The 24903-nt window shown below is 70.8% G+C and carries 24 protein-coding genes and 1 tRNA gene; 18 read left to right on the top strand and 7 right to left on the bottom strand.

Going from position 1 to position 24903, the window contains the following annotated elements; all coding sequences use genetic code 11:
* Positions 1-5 precede the first annotated feature (5 nt).
* Complete coding sequence (locus SROS_RS05035; RefSeq protein WP_245564561.1) at positions 6-716, bottom strand: class I SAM-dependent methyltransferase; 711 nt, start codon at positions 714-716, stop codon at positions 6-8.
* Between the two features lie 151 nt (positions 717-867).
* Between SROS_RS05035 and SROS_RS50755 the strand changes: the two genes are divergently transcribed.
* From SROS_RS50755 to SROS_RS05060, 5 genes are all read left to right on the top strand, one after another.
* Positions 868-2892, top strand: a complete 2025-nt coding sequence (locus SROS_RS50755; protein WP_169369258.1) for an ATP-binding protein — start codon at positions 868-870, stop codon at positions 2890-2892.
* 79 nt (positions 2893-2971) lie between these two features.
* A complete protein-coding gene (locus tag SROS_RS05045; RefSeq protein ID WP_012887805.1) occupies positions 2972-5254 on the top strand; it encodes an ATP-binding protein in 2283 nt (760 codons plus the stop codon).
* An 11-nt stretch (positions 5255-5265) separates the two neighbouring features.
* Positions 5266-7194, top strand: a complete 1929-nt coding sequence (locus tag SROS_RS05050; protein ID WP_148268960.1) for an ATP-binding protein — start codon at positions 5266-5268, stop codon at positions 7192-7194.
* A gap of 45 nt (positions 7195-7239) precedes the next feature.
* Positions 7240-8952, top strand: a complete 1713-nt coding sequence (locus SROS_RS05055) for an ATP-binding protein (RefSeq protein WP_012887807.1) — start codon at positions 7240-7242, stop codon at positions 8950-8952.
* The gene (locus tag SROS_RS05060; protein ID WP_245564562.1) at positions 8949-9551 is read left to right on the top strand and encodes an RNA polymerase sigma factor; all 603 of its coding nucleotides are present in this window, start codon (positions 8949-8951) and stop codon (positions 9549-9551) included. The genes SROS_RS05055 and SROS_RS05060 overlap by 4 nt, the downstream gene beginning before the upstream one ends.
* Here the strand turns inward: SROS_RS05060 and SROS_RS05065 are convergent.
* Complete coding sequence (locus SROS_RS05065) at positions 9544-9747, bottom strand: hypothetical protein (RefSeq protein WP_043651375.1); 204 nt, start codon at positions 9745-9747, stop codon at positions 9544-9546. The genes SROS_RS05060 and SROS_RS05065 overlap by 8 nt on opposite strands.
* Positions 9748-9808: 61 nt before the next feature.
* Between SROS_RS05065 and SROS_RS05070 the strand changes: the two genes are divergently transcribed.
* Entirely contained in the window at positions 9809-10375 is a 567-nt protein-coding gene (locus tag SROS_RS05070; protein WP_012887809.1) for a hypothetical protein, read from the top strand.
* A gap of 171 nt (positions 10376-10546) precedes the next feature.
* Here SROS_RS05070 and SROS_RS05075 read toward each other — a convergent pair whose 3' ends face one another.
* Positions 10547-11593: an adenosine deaminase gene (locus SROS_RS05075; RefSeq protein ID WP_043651378.1), complete on the bottom strand. Its 1047-nt coding sequence runs from the start codon at positions 11591-11593 to the stop codon at positions 10547-10549.
* A gap of 390 nt (positions 11594-11983) precedes the next feature.
* Here SROS_RS05075 and SROS_RS05080 point away from each other — a divergent pair, with 390 nt between their 5' ends.
* Positions 11984-13933, top strand: a complete 1950-nt coding sequence (locus tag SROS_RS05080) for an ATP-binding protein (protein WP_012887811.1) — start codon at positions 11984-11986, stop codon at positions 13931-13933.
* Positions 13934-14187: 254 nt separating this feature from the next.
* On the opposite strand, the gene SROS_RS05085 is transcribed toward SROS_RS05080, so the two are convergent.
* Positions 14188-15393: a pyridoxal phosphate-dependent aminotransferase gene (locus tag SROS_RS05085; protein WP_012887812.1), complete on the bottom strand. Its 1206-nt coding sequence runs from the start codon at positions 15391-15393 to the stop codon at positions 14188-14190.
* Positions 15394-15638: 245 nt separating this feature from the next.
* Between SROS_RS05085 and SROS_RS05090 the strand changes: the two genes are divergently transcribed.
* The 9 genes from SROS_RS05090 to SROS_RS05130 all read left to right on the top strand — a co-directional run bounded on the left by SROS_RS05090 (position 15639) and on the right by SROS_RS05130 (position 21903).
* A tRNA-Trp gene (locus SROS_RS05090) sits at positions 15639-15711 on the top strand.
* Between the two features lie 75 nt (positions 15712-15786).
* Entirely contained in the window at positions 15787-16035 is a 249-nt protein-coding gene (gene secE / locus SROS_RS05095) for a preprotein translocase subunit SecE (protein ID WP_012887813.1), read from the top strand.
* A gap of 67 nt (positions 16036-16102) precedes the next feature.
* Positions 16103-16903: a transcription termination/antitermination protein NusG gene (gene nusG / locus SROS_RS05100; RefSeq protein WP_012887814.1), complete on the top strand. Its 801-nt coding sequence runs from the start codon at positions 16103-16105 to the stop codon at positions 16901-16903.
* A 116-nt stretch (positions 16904-17019) separates the two neighbouring features.
* Positions 17020-17451: a 50S ribosomal protein L11 gene (rplK, locus tag SROS_RS05105; protein ID WP_012887815.1), complete on the top strand. Its 432-nt coding sequence runs from the start codon at positions 17020-17022 to the stop codon at positions 17449-17451.
* Positions 17452-17629: 178 nt separating this feature from the next.
* Positions 17630-18343 (top strand): 50S ribosomal protein L1, encoded by a 714-nt coding sequence (rplA, locus tag SROS_RS05110; protein ID WP_012887816.1) that lies wholly within the window; start codon positions 17630-17632, stop codon positions 18341-18343.
* Between the two features lie 143 nt (positions 18344-18486).
* On the top strand, positions 18487-19317 hold the full coding sequence (locus SROS_RS05115) for an SCO4651 family lipoprotein (RefSeq protein WP_012887817.1): 831 nt from the start codon (positions 18487-18489) through the stop codon (positions 19315-19317).
* Between the two features lie 284 nt (positions 19318-19601).
* Positions 19602-20126 (top strand): 50S ribosomal protein L10, encoded by a 525-nt coding sequence (rplJ, locus tag SROS_RS05120; RefSeq protein ID WP_012887818.1) that lies wholly within the window; start codon positions 19602-19604, stop codon positions 20124-20126.
* An 84-nt stretch (positions 20127-20210) separates the two neighbouring features.
* Positions 20211-20603, top strand: coding sequence for a 50S ribosomal protein L7/L12 (gene rplL, locus SROS_RS05125; RefSeq protein ID WP_012887819.1), 393 nt, complete (start codon positions 20211-20213; stop codon positions 20601-20603).
* A 298-nt stretch (positions 20604-20901) separates the two neighbouring features.
* Positions 20902-21903, top strand: a complete 1002-nt coding sequence (locus tag SROS_RS05130; RefSeq protein ID WP_012887820.1) for an ABC transporter ATP-binding protein — start codon at positions 20902-20904, stop codon at positions 21901-21903.
* A 57-nt stretch (positions 21904-21960) separates the two neighbouring features.
* Here the strand turns inward: SROS_RS05130 and SROS_RS05135 are convergent, their stop codons facing one another.
* The 3 genes from SROS_RS05135 to SROS_RS53745 form a co-directional block, all read right to left on the bottom strand.
* On the bottom strand, positions 21961-22515 hold the full coding sequence (locus SROS_RS05135; RefSeq protein WP_081453037.1) for a transposase: 555 nt from the start codon (positions 22513-22515) through the stop codon (positions 21961-21963).
* Positions 22512-23093 (bottom strand): helix-turn-helix domain-containing protein, encoded by a 582-nt coding sequence (locus SROS_RS05140; RefSeq protein WP_012887023.1) that lies wholly within the window; start codon positions 23091-23093, stop codon positions 22512-22514. Before SROS_RS05140 ends, SROS_RS05135 begins: the two co-directional genes overlap by 4 nt.
* Before the next feature lie 160 nt (positions 23094-23253).
* Complete coding sequence (locus SROS_RS53745) at positions 23254-23385, bottom strand: hypothetical protein (RefSeq protein ID WP_012887821.1); 132 nt, start codon at positions 23383-23385, stop codon at positions 23254-23256.
* 196 nt (positions 23386-23581) lie between these two features.
* Here SROS_RS53745 and SROS_RS05145 point away from each other — a divergent pair, with 196 nt between their 5' ends.
* Positions 23582-24091 carry a hypothetical protein gene (locus tag SROS_RS05145; protein ID WP_043651381.1) on the top strand — a complete coding sequence of 170 codons (510 nt, stop codon included), beginning with the start codon at positions 23582-23584 and terminating at the stop codon, positions 24089-24091.
* Positions 24088-24603, top strand: a complete 516-nt coding sequence (locus SROS_RS05150) for a hypothetical protein (RefSeq protein ID WP_012887823.1) — start codon at positions 24088-24090, stop codon at positions 24601-24603. The genes SROS_RS05145 and SROS_RS05150 overlap by 4 nt, the downstream gene beginning before the upstream one ends.
* Positions 24604-24903: the final 300 nt, after the last annotated feature.

Genomic DNA, 24903 nt, shown 5'->3' on the forward strand with positions numbered 1-24903 from the left:
CGCGCCTACTTCGGGACGCGGGCCACGCAGAAGACGGTCTGCCCGAAGGGCGGGCGGATGAAGCGCTCGATGAAGCGCGTCGTGGGGACCACGGTGCGGTCGTAGATCTTGACCAGGCGGGGGTCGGGGTAGCCGACGCCGCCGCGGCGGACGGCGGCCCACCAGGCGATGCCGCCGAGGAAGTTGATCGGCTTGAGCACGTCGATGTCCAGGCCCGCCTTGGAGACCGTGCTGCGCAGGGTGGCGGGGGTGTAGCGGGTGACGTGGCCGACCTTGCGGTCGAAGTCGCCGTAGAGCTGCATGTAGCCCGGGACCCAGATGACGATCCGCCCGCCGGGGAGGGTGACCTTGGCCAGGGAGCGCAGGGCCTCGACGTCCTCCTCGATGTGCTCCAGGACGTTCATCATCACGACGGTGTCGACCTTCTCGCCGATCGGGATGTCGGTCGGCAGGCCGAACTGCAGCACGTCGATCTCGTCGCGTCCGGCGAAACGCTTGCGGAGCCGGTCCACGCAGTAGGGGTCGAAGTCGCTGACCACCAGCCGGTCCAGGCGGGGCAGGAACGCCTCGGCGAAATGGCCCAGGCCGGAACCGATCTCCAACATGGAGCGGCCCACGTGCGGGGCGACCATGTCGAGCTCGTACTGCCGGTAGTTCTTGGCCTCGTCCCCACCCAGGTGGTTCTCCAGGGCCTCGTCGCCGGCCGCGGGTTGCACTACGCGGTCATACCCAGACATGCGGTTCCGTCCAGATCGCTAACAGAAAACCGTGGCGCGGGGGCCACGGCTACGGACAGGCAGAGTCTAGTGGCGGTTCCCCGGGAGCGGCCCCCCAAACAACTCGCCGCGGCCTAGCATGGGCACCCCCATGGAAACTACCTTTGTCGGCCGGCGCGTAGAGATCGCACAAGTGGTCCGCCTGATCCGGGAATCCCGCCTGGTCACGCTCACCGGGCTGGGCGGCGTCGGCAAGACGCGGCTGGCGGGCCGGGCGGCCGAGGAGATCGCGGGGGAGTTCCCCGACGGCCTCTGGCTGGTCGAGCTGGCCTGCCTGACGGATCCCCATCTGCTGGCCGAGACCGTGGCCGACAGCATGGGCCTGGCCGACCAGTCGGCCCGGCAGCAGGAGGAGGTGCTGGCGGACTGGCTGAGCCCGCGCAGGTCGCTGCTCATGCTGGACACCTGCGAGCACCTGGTCGAAGCGGTCGCCTCCCTGGTGGACACCCTGTTGCGCCGCGCGCCCGGCCTCCGGGTGCTGGCCACCGGCCGCCAGCCGCTCGGCGTGTCGGGTGAGCACATCTACCTCGTCCCGCCGCTCCCGGTCGAGGACGCGGTGGCCCTGCTGCGCGACCGCGCGGGCCTGGCCCGCGACGCGGGTGACGCGGGTGACGCGGACGGGGCCGGGACAGCCGGCGACGGCGCGGAGGGCATGGCCGCGCTCTGCGAGGGGCTCGACTGCATCCCGCTGGCGATCGAGCTGGCGGCCGTGCAACTGCGCACCATGCCGCCCGCCCTGCTCACCCCGCAGCTGCACGACCGCTATCGCCTGCTGACCGGAGGCGACGGCCCGATGCGGCACGAGTCGCTGCGCGCGGCGATGGGCTGGAGCCACGAGCTGTGCACCCCGGCCGAGCGGCTGCTGTGGGCCCGGCTGTCGGTGTTCGCCGCGGGGTTCGACCTGGAGGCGGCCGAGCGGGTCTGCGCGGGCGGGCCGCTCCCGTCCGGACTGGTCCTCGAAACGCTGACCGGCCTGGTCGACAAGTCCCTCGTGCAGCGGGAGGACCATCCCGCCGGGGTACGGCTGCGCATGCTCGACACCGTCAGGGAGTTCGGCGCCGAGTGGCTTCTGCTGCTGGGCGAGACCGGCGCGGTCCGGGACCGCCACCGCGACCACTATCTCCGGCTGGCCAGGCGGTGCGCCGCCGAATGGCCCGGCCGGCAGGTCGAGTGGTACGGACGGATACGCGCCGAGCAGCGCAACTTCCGCAAGGCGTTCGAGCTCTGCCTGGCCGATCCGGAGTGGTCCCGGACGGGGCTGGACCTGGCCGGGACCCTGTGGTTCCTCTGGGTCTGCTGCGGCATGTTGCGCGAGGGCCGCCACTACCTGGAGACGGCGCTGGGGATGGACACCCGGCCCGGCCCGGAGCGGATCAGGGCCCTGTGGGTCTGCGCGTGGGTGGCCGCGCTCCAGGGCGACCTCGACGGCGCGTGGGAACGGCTCGACCGATGCCGCGCCGAGGATCCGGGGGGGAGCGCCGCCGGTTACGCCATCCAGATCGAGGGCCTGATCTCCCTGATGCGGGGGGACTACCCCCGGGCGGTCGAGCTGCTGGACGAGGCGATGGCCTGGCACATGGCCGAGGGCGACGTGCTGTCCGGGCTGCTGCCCTGCTACACGCTGGCGGCGCTCAGCCTGCTGGCCGCGGGCCGGCCGGAGGAGACCATGGAGACCCTGTCGGAGGGGCAGGCGCTCTGCGAGGCCCACGGGGAGGAGTGGAGCCGCGCCCAGATGGAATACGTCTTCGCCTGGGCCGAGCATGTCAAGGGCGGCACCTCCGGAGCGCTCCGGCACGCCAGGGCGGCGCTCACCGCCGCACGGCTCTTCGACGACCTGCTCCTGAGCGTCGTCTGCGTCGAGATGATCGCCTGGGCGGTGGCGGTGGAGGGCGCCGCGGGCAGGGCGGCACGGCTGCTGGGCGCGGCCCAGGCCGTCTGGGACTCCTCGGGGCTGTCGCAGTTCGGCTCGCCGATCTTCATTCCGATCCGGAGGCGGGCGGTGAACCAGGCCGTGAGAGCCCTCGGCGGTGGAGAATTCGACACCCTGTTTGCCGAGGGACACCGCCTTGACCTGGGCATCGCTGTGAAATATGCGCTGGAGGAGAAGATCTCATAACCGGGGGTGCCGCACCCCGTCGGTTCCGTTGCCGGTTCCGTGGTTGGCTTGCCACCTCACGCGGAGGGGCTGGAGATCGGTGGCGGAGACGCGGACGCGCCGGGACAACATCCCGGCGGAGACGAGCAGTCTCGTCGGGCGCAGAGCGGAACTCGACGAGATCGCCGTGCTGATCGGCCGCTCACCGCTGGTGACCCTCACCGGGGTCGCCGGCGTGGGCAAGACGAGGCTGGCCATCAGGACGGCCGACCGGCTCCGTGACTCCTTCGCCGACGGGGTGTGGGTCGTCGAGCTGTCGGCCGAGCAGAACGGTGACCTGATCGGTCACGACATCGCCGAGGTGCTCGGCCTGCGCGAGCAGTCGGCGCGCCCCCAGTCCGAGGTGCTGGCCGACTTCGTCGCGGACAAGAGGCTGCTGCTGGTCCTGGACACCTGCGACCATCTGATCGACGCCTGCGCGGCGCTGCTGCGCCGGGTGCTGTCGGATGCCCCGCACGCGCGGGTGCTCGCCACCAGCCGCCAGCCGCTCGGCCTGCCCGGGGAGCGGGTGCTGCCGATCGAGCCGCTGGCGGTGCCCGAACCCGGGTCCACCGGCGCCGCCGGGACCGACGCGGTCCGGCTGTTCACCGAGCGGGCCCACGCGCTGGTGCCCGACCTCACCCTCGATCCGGTGGCGGTCGCCCAGGTCTGCCGCCTGCTGGACGGCATCCCACTGGCCGTCGAGCTCGCCGTCCGGCGGCTGCGGGCGCTGTCGGTCCAGCAGATCGCCGAACGGCTGGACGACCGCTTCGCGCTGCTCGTCGGCGGGAGCCGTACCCCGCTGAGACGCCACCAGACCATGCGCACCGCGGTCGGCTGGAGCCATGAGCTCTGCACCGCCGAGGAGCGCCTGCTCTGGGCGCGGCTGTCGGTCTTCGCCGGCTGGTTCGACGCCGACGACGCGCGGGCGGTCTGCGCCGACGAGCGGCTGAGCTGGCTCCCGCTGCTCAGGCTCGTGGACAAGTCGATCCTGATCGCCGAGGGGTCGCGCTACCGGATGCTCGACACGATCCGCGACTACGGCAGGGAGTGGCTGCGCCGGCTGGGCGAGGAGAAGACCCTGATCCGCCGCCATCGCGACCACTACCTGGCGCAGGCCCGCAGGGCCGAGGCCGAGTGGTACGGCCCGCACCAGCTCCGGTGGGCCGACTGGGCCCACCGCGAGCTGCCGAACCTGAAGGTGGCCCTCGACCACGACGACGGGTTCGACCTGGTGACGGCCCTGTGGTTCGTCTGGTGCTGCCTGGGCCAGGTCCGGCAGGGCCGCTACTACCTGGACCGGGTGCTCCGGCGGCACAAGCGGCCGAGTCCGGCGCGGACCAAGGCGCTGTGGGCGTACGCCTGGGCCGCGCTCAGCGCGGGTGACACCGCCGCGGCCCGCGACCGGGCGGCCGAGGCCTACGAGGCGGCGATGGCCGCGGGCGACTTCGCCGCCGCCGGGTGCGCCCGGCAGAACGCCGCAGCCGCGGCTCTGATCTGCGGCGACCTCGACGGAGCCGAACGTCTCGCGGCCGAGGCGGCGGAGCTGTTCGGGCGGGCGGTCTCCTCCCACATCGGGCTCCCCCTCGCCGAGGTGACGCTCGCCGTGGCGTTCGGTGTCCGGGGCGAGTTCGACCGGGCCGTGGAGGTGCTGACGCGGCAGTGGGCGCGGTGCGCGGAACGCGGCGAGCTGTGGGCGCGTTCCCACGGCGACCACGCGCGGTCGCTCGCCGAGCTGGGCCGCGGTGAGCCCGGCATCGCCGAGGTCTACGCGCGCGCGGCGCTCGACGGGAAGTGGCGCCTGGGTGACGCGATGGGCAGCGCCATGGCGATGGACCAGCTCGCCGCCACCGCCGTGGCGCGCGGTGACGGGCGGCGGGCCGCGTGCCTGCTCGGCGCCGGCCGGCGGATGTGGACGGCCTTCGGCCTGCCCCGGTCCGGCGTGCCCGAGCCCGTGACTCCGCCCGCGCGCGGTGAGGGGCCCCTGCTCCCCCACGAGGGGCCGGTCCTCCCATACGAGGGTCCGGTGGCGTCTCACGGTGGTCCGCTCCCGTCGCACGAGCTTTCCCCGCCGCCTCGCAGGAGCCCCGTGCTGCCGTCCCGTGAGGGTTCTCACCTGTCGCACGAGGCTTCCGCGCCGCCTCGCGAAGGCCCTCCGCCCGCACGCGGGGGCCCCGTGCCGTCCCGCCAGGGCTTCCCGATCTCCCGCGAGCTCACGGAGAGCCGGGCCAGGGCTCTCGTCGGAGACGCGGTCTACGAGCGCCTGTTCGCCCAGGGGCTGGCCATGGATCCGGGCGCGGCCGTGGCGCGGATTCGGGATACCCGGGGCTTCGATCACCTTTAGCATGAATGCGCATGCCCCGAGGGGACGGTGGGATGGGCGCGTTCGTCGGCAGGCGGGCCGAGGTCGCGGAGATCACGGCCCTGCTCGACCGGGTGCGGCTCGTCACCCTGTCCGGCAGCGGAGGCGTGGGCAAGACCCGGCTCGGCCTTGAGATCGCCGGGAGGGTCGCCCCGGGGACGGCGGTGATCGTCGACGTCGCCGCCGTGGACGGCCCCGAGGCGCTGGCCCCTGCCGTCACCTGCGCGCTGGGCGGACCGGATGTCTCCCTGCTCGTGCTGGACACCTGCGAAGCGCTGATCGACCAGGTGGCCTCGCTGGTGAGCGAGCTGCTCACGGCGGACCCCCGGCTCCGCGTCCTGGCGATCAGCCGCCAGTCGCTCGCGGTCTCCGGCGAGCACCTGCGGGTGCTGGCCGGCCTGTCCGGCGCGGAGGCGTGCACCCTTCTCGCCGCTCTGAGCGGCGCGTGGCTCCCCGAGGTGTGCGACAGGCTCGACGGTCTCCCGCTGGCGATCGAGCTGGCGGCCGTACGGCTGCGCACGATGAGCCCCGCCGACGTTCTCGCCGGCCTGGACGACCGGTTCGGCCTCCTGGTGGACGACAGCCGCGGCCCGTCCCGCCACCGGGCGCTGGCCACCTGCATCGGCTGGAGCCACCGGCTGTGCACGGTCGGGGAACGGCTGCTCTGGGCACGGGCCTCGGTGTTCGCGGGGGAGTTCGACCTGGAGGCGGCCACCTACGTCTGCCAGGACGACGAGTTCGGCGCCGAGGACATGGCCGACATGATCGCCGGCCTGGTGGACAAGTCCGTGCTGCTCCGCCGGCAGACCCCGGCGGGAGTCCGGTTCCGGATGCTTGAGGGGCTGCGCGAGTTCGGCGCCGGCTGGCTCGCGCGGCTCGGCCGGCAGGGCGCGGTACGGCTGCGCCACCGTGACTTCTACCTGCGCCTCGCCCGCTGTGCCGAGGCGGAGTGGCGGGGGCGCCAGCTGCTCTGGTGCCACAGGCTCCGGCTGGAGCTGGGCAATCTCCGGCTGGCGCTGGAGACCGGCATGGAGACCGGGACCGGCCTGGACCTCGCGGGCGCGCTGTGGTTCCTGTGGGTGTGCTGCGGCATGCAGGAGGAAGGGCGGCACCACCTTGACAGGGCCCTGGCGGGGGACCGCAGGGCGGGCCCCGCGCGGACCAAGGCCCTGTGGGTCTGCGCCTGGGTCGCCGCCGTCCAGGGCGACCTGCCGTCGGCGGAGGGACGGCTCTCCGAGTGCCGCGCGGGCGATCCCGACGGCCACGCGGCGGCCTACGTCAACCAGCTCCGGGCGCAGGTCGCCGCCCAGCGCGGCGAGGCCGCCCGTGCCATGCCGCTCATCCGGGACGCCCGTGACCGGCACCGTTCGGCCGGCGACGTCTTCCCCGGCCTGCTGCCCAGCTCCACCGTCATGGCCGCCTCGCTGCTGGCCGGGGGAGACGTCGACGCCGCGGTCGAGGTCCTCACCGACTGCCTTGAGCTCTGTGAGGCCTGCCAGGAGTCCTGGACCCGCTCCCATCTCCGCCACCTCCGCGCCCAGGCGGACTGCCTGCGCGGTGACGTCGCCGCCGCCGGAGAGCACGCCCGCGAGGCCCTGCGGACCGCCCGTCTCTTCGGCGACCGGGTGGCCCAGGCCTCCGGGGTCGAGCTGATCGGGGTGCTGGCGATCGCGGAGGGACGGGTGGAGAGGGGGGCGACGTTGCTGGCGGCCGCCCGCGGCGCCTGGTCCGCGCTGGGGGGCGGGCACCTGCGCTCGCCCGTCCTGGCGTTGATCAGCGACTCTGCCGCATTAGATGCCAAATGTGAGCGATTCGGAAATTTCACCGCGCGTGGGAGGAAGTTCGACCTCGAAACCGCGGTGAGTTTTGCACTGGGTGAGAAGGAAACCCCACCCGAGGAAGGGCGTCCGACCGGTTCGTGACCCAGGCGGAGTGCGATTCCCACAGAGTGGAAGGAGCGCGAACCGATGGAACGGAACCCATGGTGGCGCGGGAACCTCCCCGCGGAGACGAGCGGCTTCATCGGCCGTGAGACCGAGATCCGGGAGCTGCTGAAGCTCCTGGCCGAGACCTCACTGGTCACAGTCACCGGCGGCGGAGGGGTCGGCAAGTCACGGATCGCCGTCAAGGCGGCGGAGGAATGCCGCGACTCCTATCCGGACGGCACCTGGCTGGTGGAACTGTCCGGCGAGCGCAACGGCGAGCTGCTCGCCTCCATCGTCGCGGCGGTCCTGGGGGTGCGCGAGCATTCGGCCCGCCCCCGGATCGAGACGCTGGCCGAGTTCCTCGCGGACAAGCACCTCCTGGTGCTGCTGGACGCATGCGAGCGTCTCCTGGACGCCTGCCGCGCCCTCGTCGCCGCCATCCTGGAGCGGGCCCCGGGGGTGCGGGTCATCGTGACCTCCCGGCGGGCACTCGGTCTTCCCCGGGAGGCGCTGCTGTCCGTCGAGCCGTTCGAGACGCCCGCCCCCGATGCCGCGGACCCGCGGACGGACGACGCGCTCCGGCTGTTCCTCGACCGGGCCCGGGACGTCCTGCCCGGCCTCGCGGAGAAGTCGCTGCTCGCCCGGGTCCCCGGCGGCTACCGGCAGCCCGAGGCGATCAGGGACCACGGCGGGGAGTGGCTCGTCCGGCTCGGTGAGGAGGCCCGGCTGGTCCAGCGGCACCGCCGCTACCACCTCGACCCGGCCCGCGAGGCCGACGCCGCCTGGTACGGCCCCAGGCAGGAGGAATGGGCGGCCCGGTTGAACTTCTCGATCACCGACATCCGCCTCGCGCTCGACTCCGGCGATCCCGCCGCCCCGCTGTCCGTCGAGCTCGCCGGGATGCTCTGGATCCTCTGGTCCTGCCTGGGCCGGTCGAGCGAGGGCCGCCACTACATGGGACGGTCGATCGACGCCGCGCCCGTCACCGACCCCGGGCTGCCCAGGCTCCTGTGGGCCGACGGCTGCGTGGCCATCGCCCAGGGAGACCTGGAGTCCGGCCGCCGGCGGGCGGAGGCGGCGCTGTCGGCCGCCCTCGACCGGGGCGACTACGAGGCGGCCGGGCACGCCCAGCTCCGGCCGGCCGGCGGTTCGCCGGCCGGCGGTTCGCCGGCCGTCGGCGCCCTCCACAAGGTGGAGCCCGGCATCGAGCTGGTGCGTGAGTATTTCCACAGGGCCGGCGGCGCGACCGTCGGCGAGCCGCTCGCCCTGGTGACCGTGGCGATGGCGGCCACCTGGCGCGGCGAGTTCACCGAGGCCGTATCCGTGCTGGAGGAGGTGCGGCGGCTCTGTGACGCCCGGGGCGAGCGCTGGGCCCGCGCCAGCGCCGACTACGTGCTCTCCATCGCCCAGCTCGGCCTCGGGCGGGTGGCCGAGGCGGCGGTGTCGGCCCGGCAGTCGCTCGACGCCAAGTGGCGCTTCCGTGACGCCACCGGAGTGGCCCTGGCCGCCGACCAGCTCGCGGTGATCGCCGCGGTCCAGGGAGACGGCTACCGCACGGCCCGCATGCAGGGTGCGGGAGTGCGGCTGCGGGCCATGTTCGGGCTGCGGGAGTTCGGTTCGGAGGGCATGTCGGAGCCGAGGACGGTCGCCGAGCGCACGGCCAGGCAGCTGCTCGGCGACGACGCCTACGACGCGGCCTTCGCCGAGGGCAACGACGACGACCCCGACTCCGCGGTGGCCTACGCCCTCGGTTGAGGGCTTCCCCTCGGGTGCTCCCGTGCGGTGGAATCTCTCCCGACACCGCGAAGGAGCCCCCGACGGACGACGACGAGGCGATCGCCCGCTCCCTGGCCGGTGACCTGGCCGCCTACGAGGTGCTGGTCACCCGCTACAGCGCGCTCGCACATCGCACGGCGGCGATGCTCGGCGCCGCGGACGAGACCGAGGACGTGGTCCAGGAGGCGTTCGTCAAGGCCTACCGCCACCTGGCCACCTTCCGTCGTGACGCGCCGTTCCGTCCGTGGCTGCTGCGGATCGTGGCCAACGAGACCCACAACCTGACCCGTTCGCGGGGCCGCCGGGCCGAGCTCGCCGTGAAGCTGACCGAGCTGGACCCTCCCGGCGCGGACGGCCCGGAGGACGTGGCCGTCGCCACCGACCGGCGCGCCCGGCTCCTCGACGTGGTGCGTACGCTTCCCGAGCGGGAACGTGAAGTCGTCGTCTGCCGGTACTTCCTGCAGCTGTCGGAGGCCGAGACCGCCCAGGTGCTCGACCTCCCGGCCGGCACCGTCAAGTCGCGGACCTTCCGCGGCCTGCAGCGTCTGCGTGAGGGGGTGGCCCGTGACCTCACCTGACGATCTCGAAGCCCGGCTCCTCGCCCTCGGCGAGTCCCTCGACGTCCCCGCGCCGCCCCCGGCGGAGGTGGCGCGGGCCGTACGGGCGCGCCTCGAATCCCTCCCCGCCCCGGACCGCGATCTCGCGCCCGCCCCGGACCGCGCGCCCCGCCCCGGACGGCCCGTCCTCGCGCCGTCCGGACGACCTCCCGCGCACGCCGGTACGGCGGGCATGGCGGAGGCCGGGGCCGGGGCCGGGCGTCCGCCTGCGGCGGCGGATGGTCCTCTCCGCCGTCGCCGTCCTCGTCGCGCTGTTCCTCGGAGGCACGCCGGTGGGACGGGCCGCGGTGGCGGAGATCCTGCGGTTCGCGGGGGTGGAGCTGAGGATCGGCGATCCCGGGCCGCAGCCGTCCGGGATGCCCGTGCCGCTGCCGGGAGAACGGCGGGTCACGCTGGAGCAGGCCCGGGGACAGGTGGCGTTCCCGATCTCCGTCCCCACCGAGCTGGGCGATCCCCACGAGGTCAGGGTGAGTGACGGCGGACGCGTGGTGTCGCTGTTATGGCCGGGGGTCAGGCTGGACGAGTACGACGGCACGCTTGAGGTCGTCTTCCGCAAGGAGCTGGGCCCGCCCTGGCCGGAGGAGGTCTATCTGGGCCCCTCGCAGGCGCAGTGGATCCCGGCCCGCCACGGTCTGACCTACCTGCCCCGCGGCGGTGGCACGGCCCCGCTCCGTCCTCGCTCGGCCGGCCCCACCCTCATCTGGCAGTCGGCGCAGGCCGGTCTGCGCCTGGAGGGCGTCGACGACCTGCAGCGGGCTCTGCGGATCGCCCGCTCGATCCGCTGAGCCCACCCGGTCCTGCTGAGCCACCCGATCCGCCGAGCCCACCCGATCCGCCGAGCCCAGTCGGCCCGCTCAGCTCGCCCGTCCGCTGACCTCTCCGAGCCCGCTCAGCTGAGCGCGCCCGGTCCGCTCAACCCGCCCGGTCCGCCCGTCCGCTGACCTCTCCGAGCCCGCTCAGCCCGCTGCCCCCTCCGGGACCTCCGGCCCCTCCGAGGCCAGCCAGCCGTCGATCTCCTTGAGCAGGTTCTCGCGCACCGACTCCGGGGCCGCCGACGCCCGGACCGACTGCCGGGCCAGCTCGGCCAGCTCCGCGTCGCCGAAGCCGTACACCTGCCTGGCCAGCTCGTACTGCGGCAGCAACCGGGCGCCGAACAGCAACGGGTCGTCGGCGCCCAGCGCGATCGGCACCCCGGCGTCGAACAGCCGCCGCAGTGGCACGTCCTCGGCCTGCTCGACCACCCCGAGCCCGATGTTGGAGGTGGGGCAGATCTCACACGTGATCCGCCGGTCGGCGAGGAGCTCCATCAGCCTCGGCGACTCGGCCGCGCGCACGCCGTGCCCCACCCGGTCGGCGCCCAGCACGTCCACGCACTCGGCCACGCTGCCGGCGCCCAGCAGCTCCCCGCCGTGCGGTACGGCCAGCAGCCCGGCCCGCTTGGCGAGCCGGAACGCCCCGTCGAAGTCACGGGCCCGGCCGCGGCGCTCGTCGTTGGAGAGCCCGAACCCGACCACGCCCTGGTCCATGTACTGCGTGGCGAGGCGGGCCAGCGTCTTGGCGTCCAGCGGATGCCGGGTCCGGTTGGCGGCCACCACGACCGCGACCCCTATCCCCGCGTAGCCGGCCGCCTTGTGCGCGGCGTCGAGCATCAGCTCCAGGGTCGGGGTGAGCCCGCCGAACCGGTGGGCGTACCCGGACGGGTCCACCTGGATCTCCAGCCACCGCGACCCCTCTGCGGCCTCGTCCTCGGCGGCCTCGCGCACCAGCCGGTAGACGTCGGACTCCCGCTGCAGGACCGTCCGCGCGATGTCGTACAGCCGCTGGAACCGGAACCAGCCCCGCTCGTCCGTCGCCCGGAGTTTGGGCGGCCAGTCCTCCTTCAGCGCGTCCGGCAGGTGCAGGCCCTGCTCCTGGGCGAGCTCGATCAGGGTGGAGTGCCGCATCGAGCCGGTGAAGTGCAGATGCAGGTGGGCCTTGGGCAGTTCGCTGAGGGGACGTGGCATTTCCATATGGTGCCGTACGGCCGGCACTCCCCGGCCACGATTGCTCTCAACCTGACGACGCGCTCGTGCGTCGGGAGGTCGAAAGGGGTCCTCGCCGACGACGGAGCAGAGCCCCGCCACGGCTCGCGGCCCGCTCCGGCCGGCCCGGTGCGGCTCGCGCGATCTCGTGCGAGCCGTACCGGCATGTCGCCCCTGGGGCCGATGACGTCTGTTTGCTGATTCGTCGGCTTATGGCGTCTTAAGTCATTTGAAGAACGAATGTGCTCCTACCACGGCACACGTCTCTGACTCAAGTCGTGACCCGAGGAAATGTGGCCAACGGGGTTTCAGCCGACCGTTCCGCCGTGCGACCGTAGGAGCACGTGTAGTCAGTACGGATCTGGGGCTGCAATGAGAGCGGACGTCTTCGTCGGCAGACAGACAGAGCTGGACGAGGTTTCCGCCCTGCTGTCAAAAGCCAGGCATGTCACGCTGACCGGCACCGCGGGGGTGGGGAAGACCTGCCTCGCGCTCCGCCTGGCCCGGACCCTCGAATCCGAGTTCCCCGGGGGCGTCCACGTCGTCGACCTGTCCGACGCTCCCGGAGACCTCACCTCCCTGGCCGGGATGCTCGCCGACGTGATCGGCGTCGACCGGCGGCCGGGCGTGCCCGTGCTGGAGGCCCTGGTCAACGACCTCGTCCCGCGCCGCAGCCTGATCGTCCTCGACACCTGCGACCGCGTCGTCGGTACGGCGGGCATCCTGGCCGGCCTGCTGCTGCGGTCCGTCGAGGAGCTGCGGATCCTGGTCACCAGCAGGCAGCGGCTGGGGCTGCCCGGCGAGCACCTCTACCAGGTCGACGGCCTGCGCCCGGACGACGCCGTCGAGCTGCTCACCATTCTCGCCGACAGAAGGCTCGACGGCGTGGAGCCGGCCGAGCTCTGCGGACGGCTCGACAACCTGCCCCTGGCGATCGAGCTCGCCGCCGCCGGCCCCGATCCGGCCACCACCGACGTGTTCGCCGCCGCCGCCGACACCCGCCGGCACAGCTCCATGCGGGCCGCCTACGGCTGGAGCCACGAGCTGTGCGGCCCGCAGGAACGCCTCCTGTGGGCCAGGGCGTCGATCTTCGACGGCACGTTCGACCTCGAAGCCGCCAAGGACGTCTGCGCCGCCGACGGCCTCGGCGCCGACGAGGTCCTCGACACCCTGCTCGGCCTGCTGGACAAGTCCGTCCTCACCAGGGAGGAAGGGGAGTGCGGCGTCCGCTACCGCATGCCGGGCACCGTCCGCGCGTTCGGCGCCGGCTGGCTGGACCTCCTCGGGGAGACCGACGAGATGCGGCTGCGGCACCGCGACCACTTCCTCGCCCTGTCGGCCCGCGCCGAGATGGGCTGGCAGTGCCAGCAGCTGGAGTGGTACCGCAGGCTGGTCCTGGAGTGCGCCAACGTGCGCCAGGCCATCGAATACTGCTACTCCCGGCCCGACGAACGCCGCAAAGGCCTCGACCTGGTCGGCAACCTGTGGTTCCTGTGGGCCTGCTGCGGCATGCACGCCCCCGGCAACAACTTTCTCCAGCAGGGCCTGGACCTCGACCCCACCCCCAGCCCCGAGCGGATCAAGGCACTGTGGGTGCACGCCTGGGTGTCGATCCAGCGCGGCGACCTCGTACGCGCGGAGCGCGCCCTCGCCGAGTGCGTCGCCGAAGACTCCCATGGATACGCCACGGCCTACGTCAGCCAGTTCCAGGCCCACCTGGCGGTCCTCCGGGGCGACGTGGGCGAGGCCCTGCGGCTGATCAGGAACGCCCGGGTGCGGCACCGCTCGACCGGCAACGTCTTCCCCGGATTCCTGCCCACCTACACGGTCGTGGCCACCGCCATGATCCTCGCGGGCAACCACGGGCAGGCCGTGTCCGTCCTGCAGGAGGGCCGCGAGCTGTGCGACTCCTGCGGCGACCAGTGGACCCTCATCCGCCTGGACCTCCTGCTGGCCCTGGCCGAGCACCTTCTCGGCAACAGCGCCGAGGCCGTCGTGGCCACCCACGACTCCCTGCGCGGCGCCCGGCTGTTCGGCGACACCTTCTCCATGCTGGAGGCGCTGGAGGTGTCCGCCGTGATCGCCGAGGCCGGCGTGGACGACGCGCTCGCCGCCCTCCTGCTCGGCGCCTCCTACGCCGCCTGGACGCGCGCGGAGGTGCCGCCCAGCCGCTCGCCCATGCTCACGAGCCTGCTGCGCACCGCCAAACTGAGGCTGCGCGGGCGCATGGGCAGGGCGGAGTTCGAGCGGCTGACCGGGCTGGGAGCGTCGACCGGCCTGGAGGCCGCCGTGGAGCACGCGCTCCGGGGGACCTTCCCCTGACCCTCACGCGGAACCGGGTCCTCTTCCGGGTCCTCGTCCGGATTCCGTACGGACGTCCGGCCCGCACGGAGGCCGAGGCCTTCTTCCCGTCCCCCGCACGGATGCCGGGGCCTTCTTTCCGCTCCCCGCACGGATGCCGGGGCCTTCTTCCCGCCCCCCCGCACGGAAGTCGGGGGCCTTCTTCCCGCCCCCCCGCACGGCAAAGGCCCGGAGCGCGGGGCTCCGGGCCTTCTGCCGTCGACGTGCGTGCGGAGCTAGCGGGCGTCGCCCAGGAACTTGGCCACCCGGCTGACGCCCTCGACGAGGTCCTCGTCGCCCAGTGCGTAGGACAGGCGGAAGTAGCCCGGGGTGCCGAAGGCCTCGCCGGGGACGAGGGCGACCTCGGCCTCCTCAAGGATGATCTCGGCCAGCTCGGCGGACGTCTGCGGGCGCTTGCCGCCGAAGTCCTTGCCCAGCAGCTCCTTGACCGACGGGTAGGCGTAGAACGCGCCCTTCGGCTCGGGGCAGAGCACGCCCGGGATCTCGTTCAGCATGCGGACCATGGTCTGGCGCCGGCGGTCGAAGGCCTCGCGCATCATCGCCACGGCCGCCAGGTCGCCGGTGACGGCGGCCAGGGCGGCGGCCTGGGAGACGTTGGAGACGTTGGAGGTGGCGTGCGACTGCAGGTTGGTCGCGGCCTTGACGACGTCCTTGGGGCCGATCAGCCAGCCCACCCGCCAGCCGGTCATCGCGTAGGTCTTGGCGACGCCGTTGAGGACGACGACCTTGTCGCCCAGCTCGGGGACGACGGTGGCGATGCTGGCGAAGGTCGCGTCGCCGTAGGTGAGGTGCTCGTAGATCTCGTCGGTGACGACCCACAGGTCGTGCCCGGCGGCCCAGCGGCCGATCGCCTCGACCTGCTCGGGGGTGTAGACCGCGCCGGTCGGGTTGGACGGGGAGACGAACAGCAGGACCTTCGTGCGCTCGGTGCGGGCGGCTTCGAGCTGCTCCACACTCGCGAGGTAGCCGGTGGTCTCGTCGGTCACGACATCGACCTGGACGCCGCCGGCCAGCTTGATGGCCTCGGGGTAGGTCGTCCAGTAGGGGGCGATGACCAGAACCTCGTCACCCGGGTCCAGCAGCGTGGCGAACGCCTCGTAGACGGCCTGCTTGCCGCCGTTGGTGACCAGGACCTGGGCGGCGTCGACCTGGTAGCCGGAGTCGCGGAGCGTCTTGTCGGCGATGGCCTGCTTCAGCTCCGGGAGGCCGCCGGCCGGCGTGTACTTGTGGAACCTGGGGTTCCGGCACGCCTCGACGGCCGCTTCGACGATGTAGTCGGGAGTCGCGAAGTCCGGCTCGCCGGCGCCGAAGCCGATGACCGGGCGGCCCGCCGCCTTCATCGCCTTGGCCTTGGCGTCCACGGCGAGCGTGGCGGACTCGGAGATCGCGGAGATGCGCGCTGAGATGCGAGGACGGGTCATACCTCCATGGTTACAGACCTGTACGGCTGTTTTCCCCGCTTATCCAGGATGTGGACGAGCCGTGGGGAAGCCGTGCAAGACGCGATGAAAGGGGTCTGCGCGGGGCCGTCTTCTGCCGGTTCGACGTAGGGACCATTCCCACGTAGACTCCGGCATGGTCTTTCCGCCGTATGCGTGAATCGGCGGTCAAGACCGTGAGCCACGGACAAACTTCGGTCCAACCGATGTATGGTGGTTCATGTCTTAGGGCACTAGCGCAATTGGTAGCGCACCGGTCTCCAAAACCGGCGGTTGGGGGTTCGAGTCCCTCGTGCCCTGCGAGGAGCGGTCCGCGCATCAGGGCGTCTAGCGCGCCGCAGACATGCGTTGGATACGACGGATCAGGTGAGGACTGTGGCGATCGACACGCGCGGCGAAACCGCAGACAAGCCGAGCGGTGAGAAGAAGGCGAAGCGAACTTCTCCCGCCCTCTTCTACCGGCAGGTTGTCGCTGAGCTGCGCAAGGTCATCTGGCCTACGCGCAAGGACCTTATTTCCTACACCATCATCGTCCTGGTCTTTGTTCTGATCATGGTCGGGATCGTGTCTGGGCTCGACGCGGTGTTCACCGAGGGTGTGCTGCGGATCTTCGGCGGAGCCTGAGCCGGCATCCGGCGTGTCATCCCGCGGTAAGTCCATCAGCCCATCGACGGAAAGAGAATGAGCCACCGTGTCCGAGTCTTCACAGTCGGCCGGCGAGTCCCGCGAAGAGCGGGCGGGCGAGCCGGAAGAGGTCGTCGACGTTACGGAGGACTCGCTCGTCGAGTCCGACGAGTCTGACGTCGACGCCGAAAACGAGGCCGCCGAGGCCCCGGCCGACACCGACGAGGCCGACGAGGCCCCGGCCGGCGAGGTCGACGAGGACGGTGACGTCCTTCCCGACGTCGATCCGGTCGAGGAGTTCAAGCGCCAGCTGCGGAGCCAGTTCGGCGAGTGGTACGTCATCCACTCCTACGCGGGTTACGAGAACCGCGTGAAGTCGAACATCGAGACCCGCACGCAGTCCCTCAACATGGAGGACTACATCTTCCAGGTCGAGGTGCCCACCCACCACGTGACCGAGGTGAAGAGCGGCAAGCGCCAGCTCGTCAAGGAGCGGGTGCTGCCCGGCTACGTGCTCGTCCGTATGGACCTCACCGACGAGTCCTGGTCCGCGGTGCGTAACACGCCCGGCGTCACCGGCTTCGTCGGTCTGTCGAACAAGCCGAGCCCGCTGAGCCTCGACGAGGTCGCCAAGCTGCTCGCGCCGGAGCCGTCCGAAGAGGTCAAGAAGTCGACCGCCAAGGCCTCCGCCGCGACCGTCGACTTCGAGATCGGCGAGTCCGTCACGGTCATGGACGGCCCGTTCGCCACGCTGCCCGCCACGGTCAGTGAGATCAGCGCCGAGTCGCAGAAGCTCAAGGTGCTGGTGTCGATCTTCGGTCGTGAGACCCCCGTTGAACTCTCGTTCAACCAGGTCTCGAAGATCTGACCGGATCACATAAACTAAGACGTTCGGCGGCCGTGCTTCGCGAAGCGCGGCCTGCCGACATGCTCCCCGTGTCTGCGTGGGAGCCGCATCACCCCGATTAGGACCCGGAGAGAACCATGCCTCCTAAGAAGAAGATTGCGGCACTGGTCAAGGTCCAGCTTCCCGCTGGCCAGGCCACGCCCGCTCCGCCGGTCGGTACCGCCCTCGGTCCGCACGGCGTCAACATCATGGACTTCGTGAAGCAGTACAACGCTGCCACCGAGGCCCAGCGCGGCAACATCATCCCCGTTGAGATCACCATCTTCGAGGACCGCACCTTCACCTTCGTCACGAAGACGCCTCCGGCGCCCGAGCTGATCAAGAAGGCCGCCGGTGTGGCGAAGGGCTCGCCCGTCCCGCAGAAGGACAAGGTCGGCAAGCTCACCAAGGAGCAGCTGCGCCAGATCGCCGAGACCAAGATGCAGGACCTCAACGCCAACGACATCGAGGCGGCCGAGAAGATCATCGCCGGCACCGCCCGGTCGATGGGCATCACGATCGCCGACTAGTCGGAAAGCGGCGAGCAGGGCCCGAGGGCGGCGGCGCGGATGCCGGACATGATCCGCGTGACCGTCGAAGGTCCGACAGCGGACGCGACCGCGAGGTCCGTCACCACAACTTCGAAGTAAGTGGAGGGGCCAGGCGCTGGCCCGTACCACGAACACTCGGATCCACAGGAGTGATCAAGTGAAGCGCAGCAAGGCTTTCCGCAGCGCAGCGGAGAAGGTCGACAACGAGAACCTCTACAGCCCGGCCGAGGCGGCCAAGCTGGCAAAGGAGACCTCGGTCACCAAGTTCGACGCGACCGTCGAGGTCGCTCTGCGACTCGGCGTCGACCCCCGTAAGGCGGACCAGATGGTGCGTGGCACCGTCAACCTCCCGCACGGCACCGGTAAGACCGCCCGGGTCCTGGTCTTCGCGACCGGCGACCGTGCCGAGGAGGCCCGCGCAGCGGGTGCCGACATCGTCGGTGCCGACGAACTGATCGACGAGGTCGCCAAGGGCCGCCTCGACTTCGACGCCGTCGTCGCCACCCCGGACCTCATGGGCAAGGTCGGCCGCCTGGGCCGCGTGCTCGGTCCGCGTGGTCTGATGCCGAACCCCAAGACCGGCACCGTGACCCCGGCCGTCGGCAAGGCCGTCACCGACATCAAGGGCGGCAAGATCGAGTTCCGTGTCGACCGGCACGCGAACCTGCACTTCATCATCGGCAAGGTGTCGTTCGGCGAGCGTCAGCTCATCGAGAACTACGCCGCCGCCCTCGACGAGGTGCTGCGTCTCAAGCCGTCCGCGGCCAAGGGCCGTTACGTCAAGAAGGTCGTCTTCTCCACGTCCATGGGCCCCGGCATCCCGGTCGACCCGAACGTGACGCGGGCGATGACCGCCGAACTCGACGCCTGATACCAGACGTCTCCGTAGGGAGGCCTCAACCGAATGGCCATTCGGTTGAGGCCTTTCTTCGTTCTCCCGGAGGACGCGCTCCGGCGCGCCGCCGCGTAGTGTCGTAGACAAGTTCATCGGGGGACACGAAGGGGTGAGGACGGATGCGCCGATTGGCTCCCGCACTGGCATTGGGAGCGGCCGCTCTGGTCGCGGTCACGGGATGCGGTGCGCAGAGCACCGGTTCCCTCGGAAACATCAAGCTGGCCGCCGCCGAGGCGGTGCAGCAGAGTGCGCAGAGGGCCGGAGAGGTCACCTCCTACTCCGCGGACCTGGTGCTCGACGCCACAGGCGGAGACAAGGGCGCGAGCAAGGTGCAGGGCAGCCTGCTCTACCAGAGCAAGCCCCAACTGGCCACCGACATCAAGCTGGACACGATCACCTTCGGCGGGCAGAACGTGCCGGGCGGGGCACGGGCGATCCTGACCGGCGAGACCGTGTACGTGAAGTCGGAGCTGCTCAACAAGTTCGCCGGCGCGACCAAGCCGTGGGTCAAGGTGTCGCTCAGCGATCTCGAAACCAACGAGCAGGCCAAGGTCAGGGACTTCATGGCTCAGGTCCAGCAGTTCGACCTCGCGGGGACCGTCAAGCTGCTGACGACGTCGAAGGACGTCAAGGCGGTCGGTACCGAGACGGTCGGCGGGGTGGAGACGACCCACTACAGCGGCACCTTCCCGGTGGCCGAGGCCGCCCAGGTGATCGACCCGGCCAAGCGCGAGCAACTCCAGGAGAAGCTCTCGCGGATCAAGAACGTCAAGTTCGACCTGTGGTCCGACGCCGAGAGCCTGCCCCGCAAGGTGACGCTGAGCGGCTCCGAGCAGAACGCCACGTTCAATCTGGCGGCGTCCTTCAAGGGCTTCAACGAGCCCGTGCAGATCGCCGCCCCGCCCGCCGACCAGGTGGGTGACCTGCCGGAGAACCACCGCGGAAACTGATGTCCGTCAAAGCCCGCGCCCCCGGCCATCCGGCCGGGGGCGCGGGCTTTTCCACATGATTTGGCGTGCGGCCCGATAGGGCGTAAGATACCAACGCCGAAGACCGCCGGTCGTCGTCAGGCCTCATGGCTTGATGACCCAAGGATCCACATCAGTGGACGGCCCGCGCAGGTGTGATGTGAGTTTTCATTTGGATTGATCTCCTTATGTGAGCCCCGTGCGCCCGCGCCGGGGCTTGTTCGCGTTTATGGGCCTTTGCCGGCGGCACATCTGGAAGGAGGCCCATGGCGAAGGCGGAAAAGGCAACGGCTGTAGCCGAGCTCAAGAGCAGCTTCGACGGCTCTAGCGCTGCCGTTCTGACCGAGTACCGCGGTCTCACCGTCGCTCAGCTCAAGCAGCTGCGCGTTTCTCTCGGTGAGAATGCGAAGTTCGCCGTGGTGAAGAACACGCTGACCAAGATCGCGGCCAACGAGGCCGGGATCAGCCAGCTCGACGACCTGCTCGCGGGTCCGTCTGCGATCGCGTTCGTCAACGGCGACGTGGTCGAGGCTGCCAAGAGTCTGCGTGACTTCGCCAAGGCCAATCCCCTCCTGGTCATCAAGGGTGGTGTCGTCGACGGCAAGTCGATGACCCCGGCCGAGATCAGCAAGCTTGCCGACCTCGAGTCGCGTGAGGTTCTCCTCGCGAAGCTGGCCGGCGCTCTGAAGGCGAAGCAGGGCCACGCGGCCGCCGTCTTCAACGCGCTGCCCACCAACATGGCTCAGCTGGCCGAGGCTCTGCGCGCCAAGCGCGACGAGGCCGGCGAGTAGGTCCGCGCAAGCGGTCGCAGGGGATTAGCGCATACATACCGCGGTCCCAATTCTTAATCGTTAGATCCATACGGAGGAACCACCATGGCGAAGCTCAGCACCGACGAGCTGCTCGACGCTTTCAAGGAGATGACCCTCCTTGAGCTGTCCGACTTCGTGAAGCTCTTCGAGGAGACCTTCGACGTCAAGGCCGCCGCTCCGGTCGCCGTTGCCGCCGCCCCGGGTGCCGGTGGCGCTGCCGCCGCCGAAGAGGTTGAGGAGCAGGACGAGTTCGACGTCGTCCTCGAGGCCGCCGGCGACAAGAAGATCCAGGTCATCAAGGAGATCCGCGCTCTGACGAGCCTGGGCCTCAAGGAGGCCAAGGACCTCGTGGACGGCGCCCCCAAGCCCGTCTTCGACGGCAAGGTCAACAAGGAGCAGGCTGAGAAGGCCAAGGCCGCCCTCGAGGCCGCCGGCGCGACGGTCACCGTCAAGTAGTTCAGCTTCACCGGAAAGAGCGGGTCCACCAGGTGCCGGTGGCCCGCTCTTTCCGTGTCTCCACCCCCGGTGCCCTTGCGGCCGCCGGGGGTGTCGTGACGCCGATCGCGGCTTTTCCCGGCGTCCGCCCGCATGTCGGCGGTCGGACCCGGTGCCCCGTAACCGTGCCGTAACGATCACCGGAACTTATTGGACCCTCTTCCAATTCGGGGGATCGTCGCTACGGTTGTGTCATCCGTGGGTGATTCCCCGTCAAGCTATCGACCGGTCACGGTCCGTAGTCTCTGGAGGGCGGCACGTGGGCGTCGAAGTCGTGGTCGAGGGCCTGACCAAGTCGTTTGGCAGGCAGGTCATCTGGGAGGACGTCACGCTGACGCTCCCCGCCGGGGAGATCTCGGTGTTGCTCGGCCCTTCGGGAACCGGCAAATCCGTCTTCCTGAAGACCCTGGTCGGCCTTCTGCGGCCCGAACGCGGCCACATCTGGATCGATGGCCACGACCTGGCCAACTGCAGCGAGAACAAGCTCTACGAGTTCCGGAGGCTGTTCGGCGTCCTGTTCCAGGACGGAGCCCTGTTCGGCTCGCTCAACCTCTACGACAACATCGCCTTCCCGCTGCGCGAGCACACCAGGAAGAGCGAGACCGAGATCCGTCGCATCGTCATGGAGAAGATCGACCTCGTCGGCCTGGTCGGCGCGGAGGCGAAGCTTCCCGGTGAGATCTCCGGGGGCATGCGCAAGCGGGCCGGCCTGGCCAGGGCGCTCGTCCTCGATCCGGAGGTCATCTTGGTCGACGAGCCCGACTCCGGCCTGGACCCGGTCCGCACGGCCTATCTGAACCAGCTCTTCGTCGACCTCAACGCGGAGACCGAGGCGACGTTCCTCATCGTCACCCACGACATCAACACCGCGCGCACGGTGCCCGACGACATAGGCCTGCTGTTCCGGCGCGAGCTGGTCATGTTCGGGCCGCGCGAGATGCTGCTCTCCAGCGACGAGCCGGTGGTCCGGCAGTTCCTCAACGCCCGCAGGCACGGCCCCATCGGCATGTCCGAGGAGAAGGACGTCTCCGAGCTGGAGGCCGAGGCGCAGATGGGGCACGACCCGGGCGGCCTGCCGCCGATCCCGCCGCAGCTCATGCCCAGCGAGAGCCGGATCCGGCGCACGCAGCGCCCGCCGGGCTCCTGGCTGGCCGCCAACGGCGTCATCCCGCCGCCCAACTCGTTCGTGGACGAGCGCGGCCGGAACTGGCTGGAGGAGTACCCCCGGCTCGTCGCGGCTCACGTCAACGGCGTGCGGTGACTTCTGTCACACAGATGATCCCTCCCTCCGGGTGTCCTCTCCCTAGTGCTTCGTTCCTTAAAGCAGGTAGACGAACTTATGCCGGAGGATTCGGGGCTGCGGGGATGGCCGTCCCCAGATCCAGGGCTGGGCGTGGGCGTTGAGTTGGGCGGTGGCGAGGGCGACCGCGTAGGCGATCTCGGTGGCGTCGGCGAAGGTCTGCCCGGCGAACGCGGCCCGGCGTAGTAGTCGCCACCAGCCCTCGGCCAGGTTCAGCCAGCAGGCCCTGACCGGGATGAACACCTGGCGGATCCGCGGATGACGGGCCAGCCATTGGCGGACCCGCCAGCTGAAATGGCTGGACAGATTGTCGGTGATGACGACGATCGGGCCACGCCGGTTGGCGGTGGCGATCCGCATCAGCAGCTGGATCCAGCCGTCGCTGTTGCGCGAGGGCGCGCAGAAGGTGAGCTCGGTGCCGTCGCGGATGCGCAGCGCGCCGTAGACCCAGGTCTTGTCGGTGCCGCGTGAATACTCCAGCCGGTCCTTGATCCGATGCCCGCCGACCGACCAGCCGGGTGCGGGCGGGAAGGTGCGCGGGGTCACCGGTCCCAGCTCGTCGGCGCAGATCACCGTGGTGCCGGGCGGCGGGTGGGTGTAGAGGCCGATGATTTCGGCCCTTTTGGGGTGAACTGCGGATCGGTCGATTCGCTCCAGGAGCGGGTGTGCCGCCAGCGGACCTTCTCTGTGAGTAGGATCCGGCGGACCTGGCTGCGGGCGATGACGATGCCCTGCGCGCGGGCGGCGGCGGTCAGGCTGTCCAGAGTCCACTGCGCGGGACCGCTCTCGTCGTCGGCGACCAGGTCGCCAGCCCCTTCGCGAACCGGTCGTCCGGGCGGGGCCGAGCGCGCCAGGGCGATGACACACCCGCGTTCGATCTCGGTGAGCCGGGGTTTACGGCCCGCCCCGGGCCGATCGCCGAGCCCGGCCAGGCCTTCGGCGTTGAAGCGCTCGATCCGCTCGCGCACGGTCTGCATGTGACAGCCCAGCCTGGCCGCGATGGCGCTGGTGCGCTGCCCCTGCCAGCTGAAGGCGATCATCTGCGCCCGCGTGATCCAGTCGGCCGGGGCATGGCGGGCCCCGGCCAGTTTGCGGATCTGCCGCTCTTCTTCGGCGTCCGCCGGCGGACGCGCGTACAGCAGTTTCGGCATGACAATACCCCTGAGACCATCATCTCCCCAGGTCGGCGGGCAGGGATGTACGGCCGCATTCAGGAACGCAGCACTAGGTGTCCTCCCCGCCGGGTCTCTAGGCGTCCTCCCCTCCGGGCGTCCTCCCCTCCGGGCGTCCTCCCCTCCGGGCGTCCTCTCTCTAGGCGTTCTCCTCGCCGCCGTTCTCCCCGTCGGCGCCCGCCTCGCCGGCGCCCGCCTCGCCGGCGTCCGCCCGGCGGGTGCCCGTCCGGCCGGTGTCCCCTGTACCCGCCGCTCCGCCTGTGCCCGCCATACCCCGGCCGCCGGGCCGTCCGGTGGCAGGAGAGTCCCGGCCGGGGCCGAAACGGCTCCGAAACGGCTCTGGAAAGCCTCCTGTGGTGATCGTGCGGCGGGTTATGATCCGGCGACCGGGGGCTTGTCGGCCTGGACGGCCCACGCCACGCGGTCACCGGCCGGTGTTCCGGAGACCGTGCGATGGGAGGCGACGCATGGCGGTGAGAACTGCTCGGCCCCTCCGCCCGCTGAGGATCGCCGGGCCGGCGTTGGGCGTGCTGATCGCGGCACTGCTGGGCGCCGCCTTCTGGATCGGCGGTGATCTGCGCGAAGCCCAGGCGGCGGCCGACGACCGCAGGGCTGCGGTCCGGGCGGCGGGAGCGCACGCGGTCGATCTGCTCTCGGTCAGCCACCAGAGCGTCGACGCGGACGTCAAACGCATCCTCGACACCTCCACCGGGCCGGCCAAGGCGGAGTACACCGGCAATCTCGTGAAGCTCAAGGAGACCACGGTCAAGAACAAGGTCGTCCAGACGGGCGCGCTGCGGGCTTCCGGGCTCGTCTCGCTGAAGGGGAACGCGGCCCGGGTGATGGTGGTGGGCGACGCGGTGATCCGCTGGGAGGGGAGCAAGAGCGCCCCCCAGGAGCGCTTCTACCGGTGGAACATGGAGATGACCAAGGTCGAGGGCGTCTGGCTCGTGTCGAAGGCGGAGCTGGTCCTGTGACGCGCGTCTCCCTGCTGGTGATCGGGGTGCTGACCGCTGTGGCGTTCGCCCTCGCGGCCGCGGTCTGGGTCATGTACGCCGACCTGAGCCGCCTGCGCGGCAACGAGGCCGCCGGGCAGGAGGCGCTGACGGCGGCGCGCTTGGTCGCCTCCGACATGCTGTCGTACGACTATCGTACGATCGAACAAGATTTCGCACGGGCCGGGGGACACACCACCGGCGCCCTCACCGAGCACTACAGGCAGCTCGCCGCGACCCTGGTGCCGCTGGCCAGGCAGCAGCACACGGTTCAGCAGGTGACGGTGGCCGGGGCGGCGGTGGAGTCGGCGGAGCCCGGCCGGGTCGAGGTGCTGCTTTTCATGAACACGGGCACCGTGAAGACCCTCGCCGGGGAGAAGGAGCCCCGGCGCCAGGTCAGCCAGAACCGGGCCCGGCTGGTCATGGTCAAAAAGGACTCGCGCTGGCTGGTGGCGGAGCTGTCCACGCTGCTCGGAAACCCTCCGCCGGGCTAGTCGGCGTGGCGGGTTACCCAATTGTTAGTAAAGACCATGTTTGGCTTTGGCGTGCCTCTGGGTACATCAGCCATGGCAACGTCGATCGTCAGCCCGAACTCGGCTAGCGTTCGAACCGCCGTGTGACTGAGCGTTAGCCACACCAGGTCGCGGGTATCGTCTTGGATCCAGTGGTGTGCGCAGGTCACCCGGGGGGAAACTCCCAGCGTCACGGCTGTTCCTCGGCCGAAATGTCGGGTCACGGGCTTGACGTTTCGGCGCTGACGGGCGATGCTGCGACCAACGTGGAGCATGCAGCAA

This window comes from Streptosporangium roseum DSM 43021, assembly GCF_000024865.1.
GTDB classification, from domain to species: Bacteria; Actinomycetota; Actinomycetes; order Streptosporangiales; family Streptosporangiaceae; genus Streptosporangium; species Streptosporangium roseum.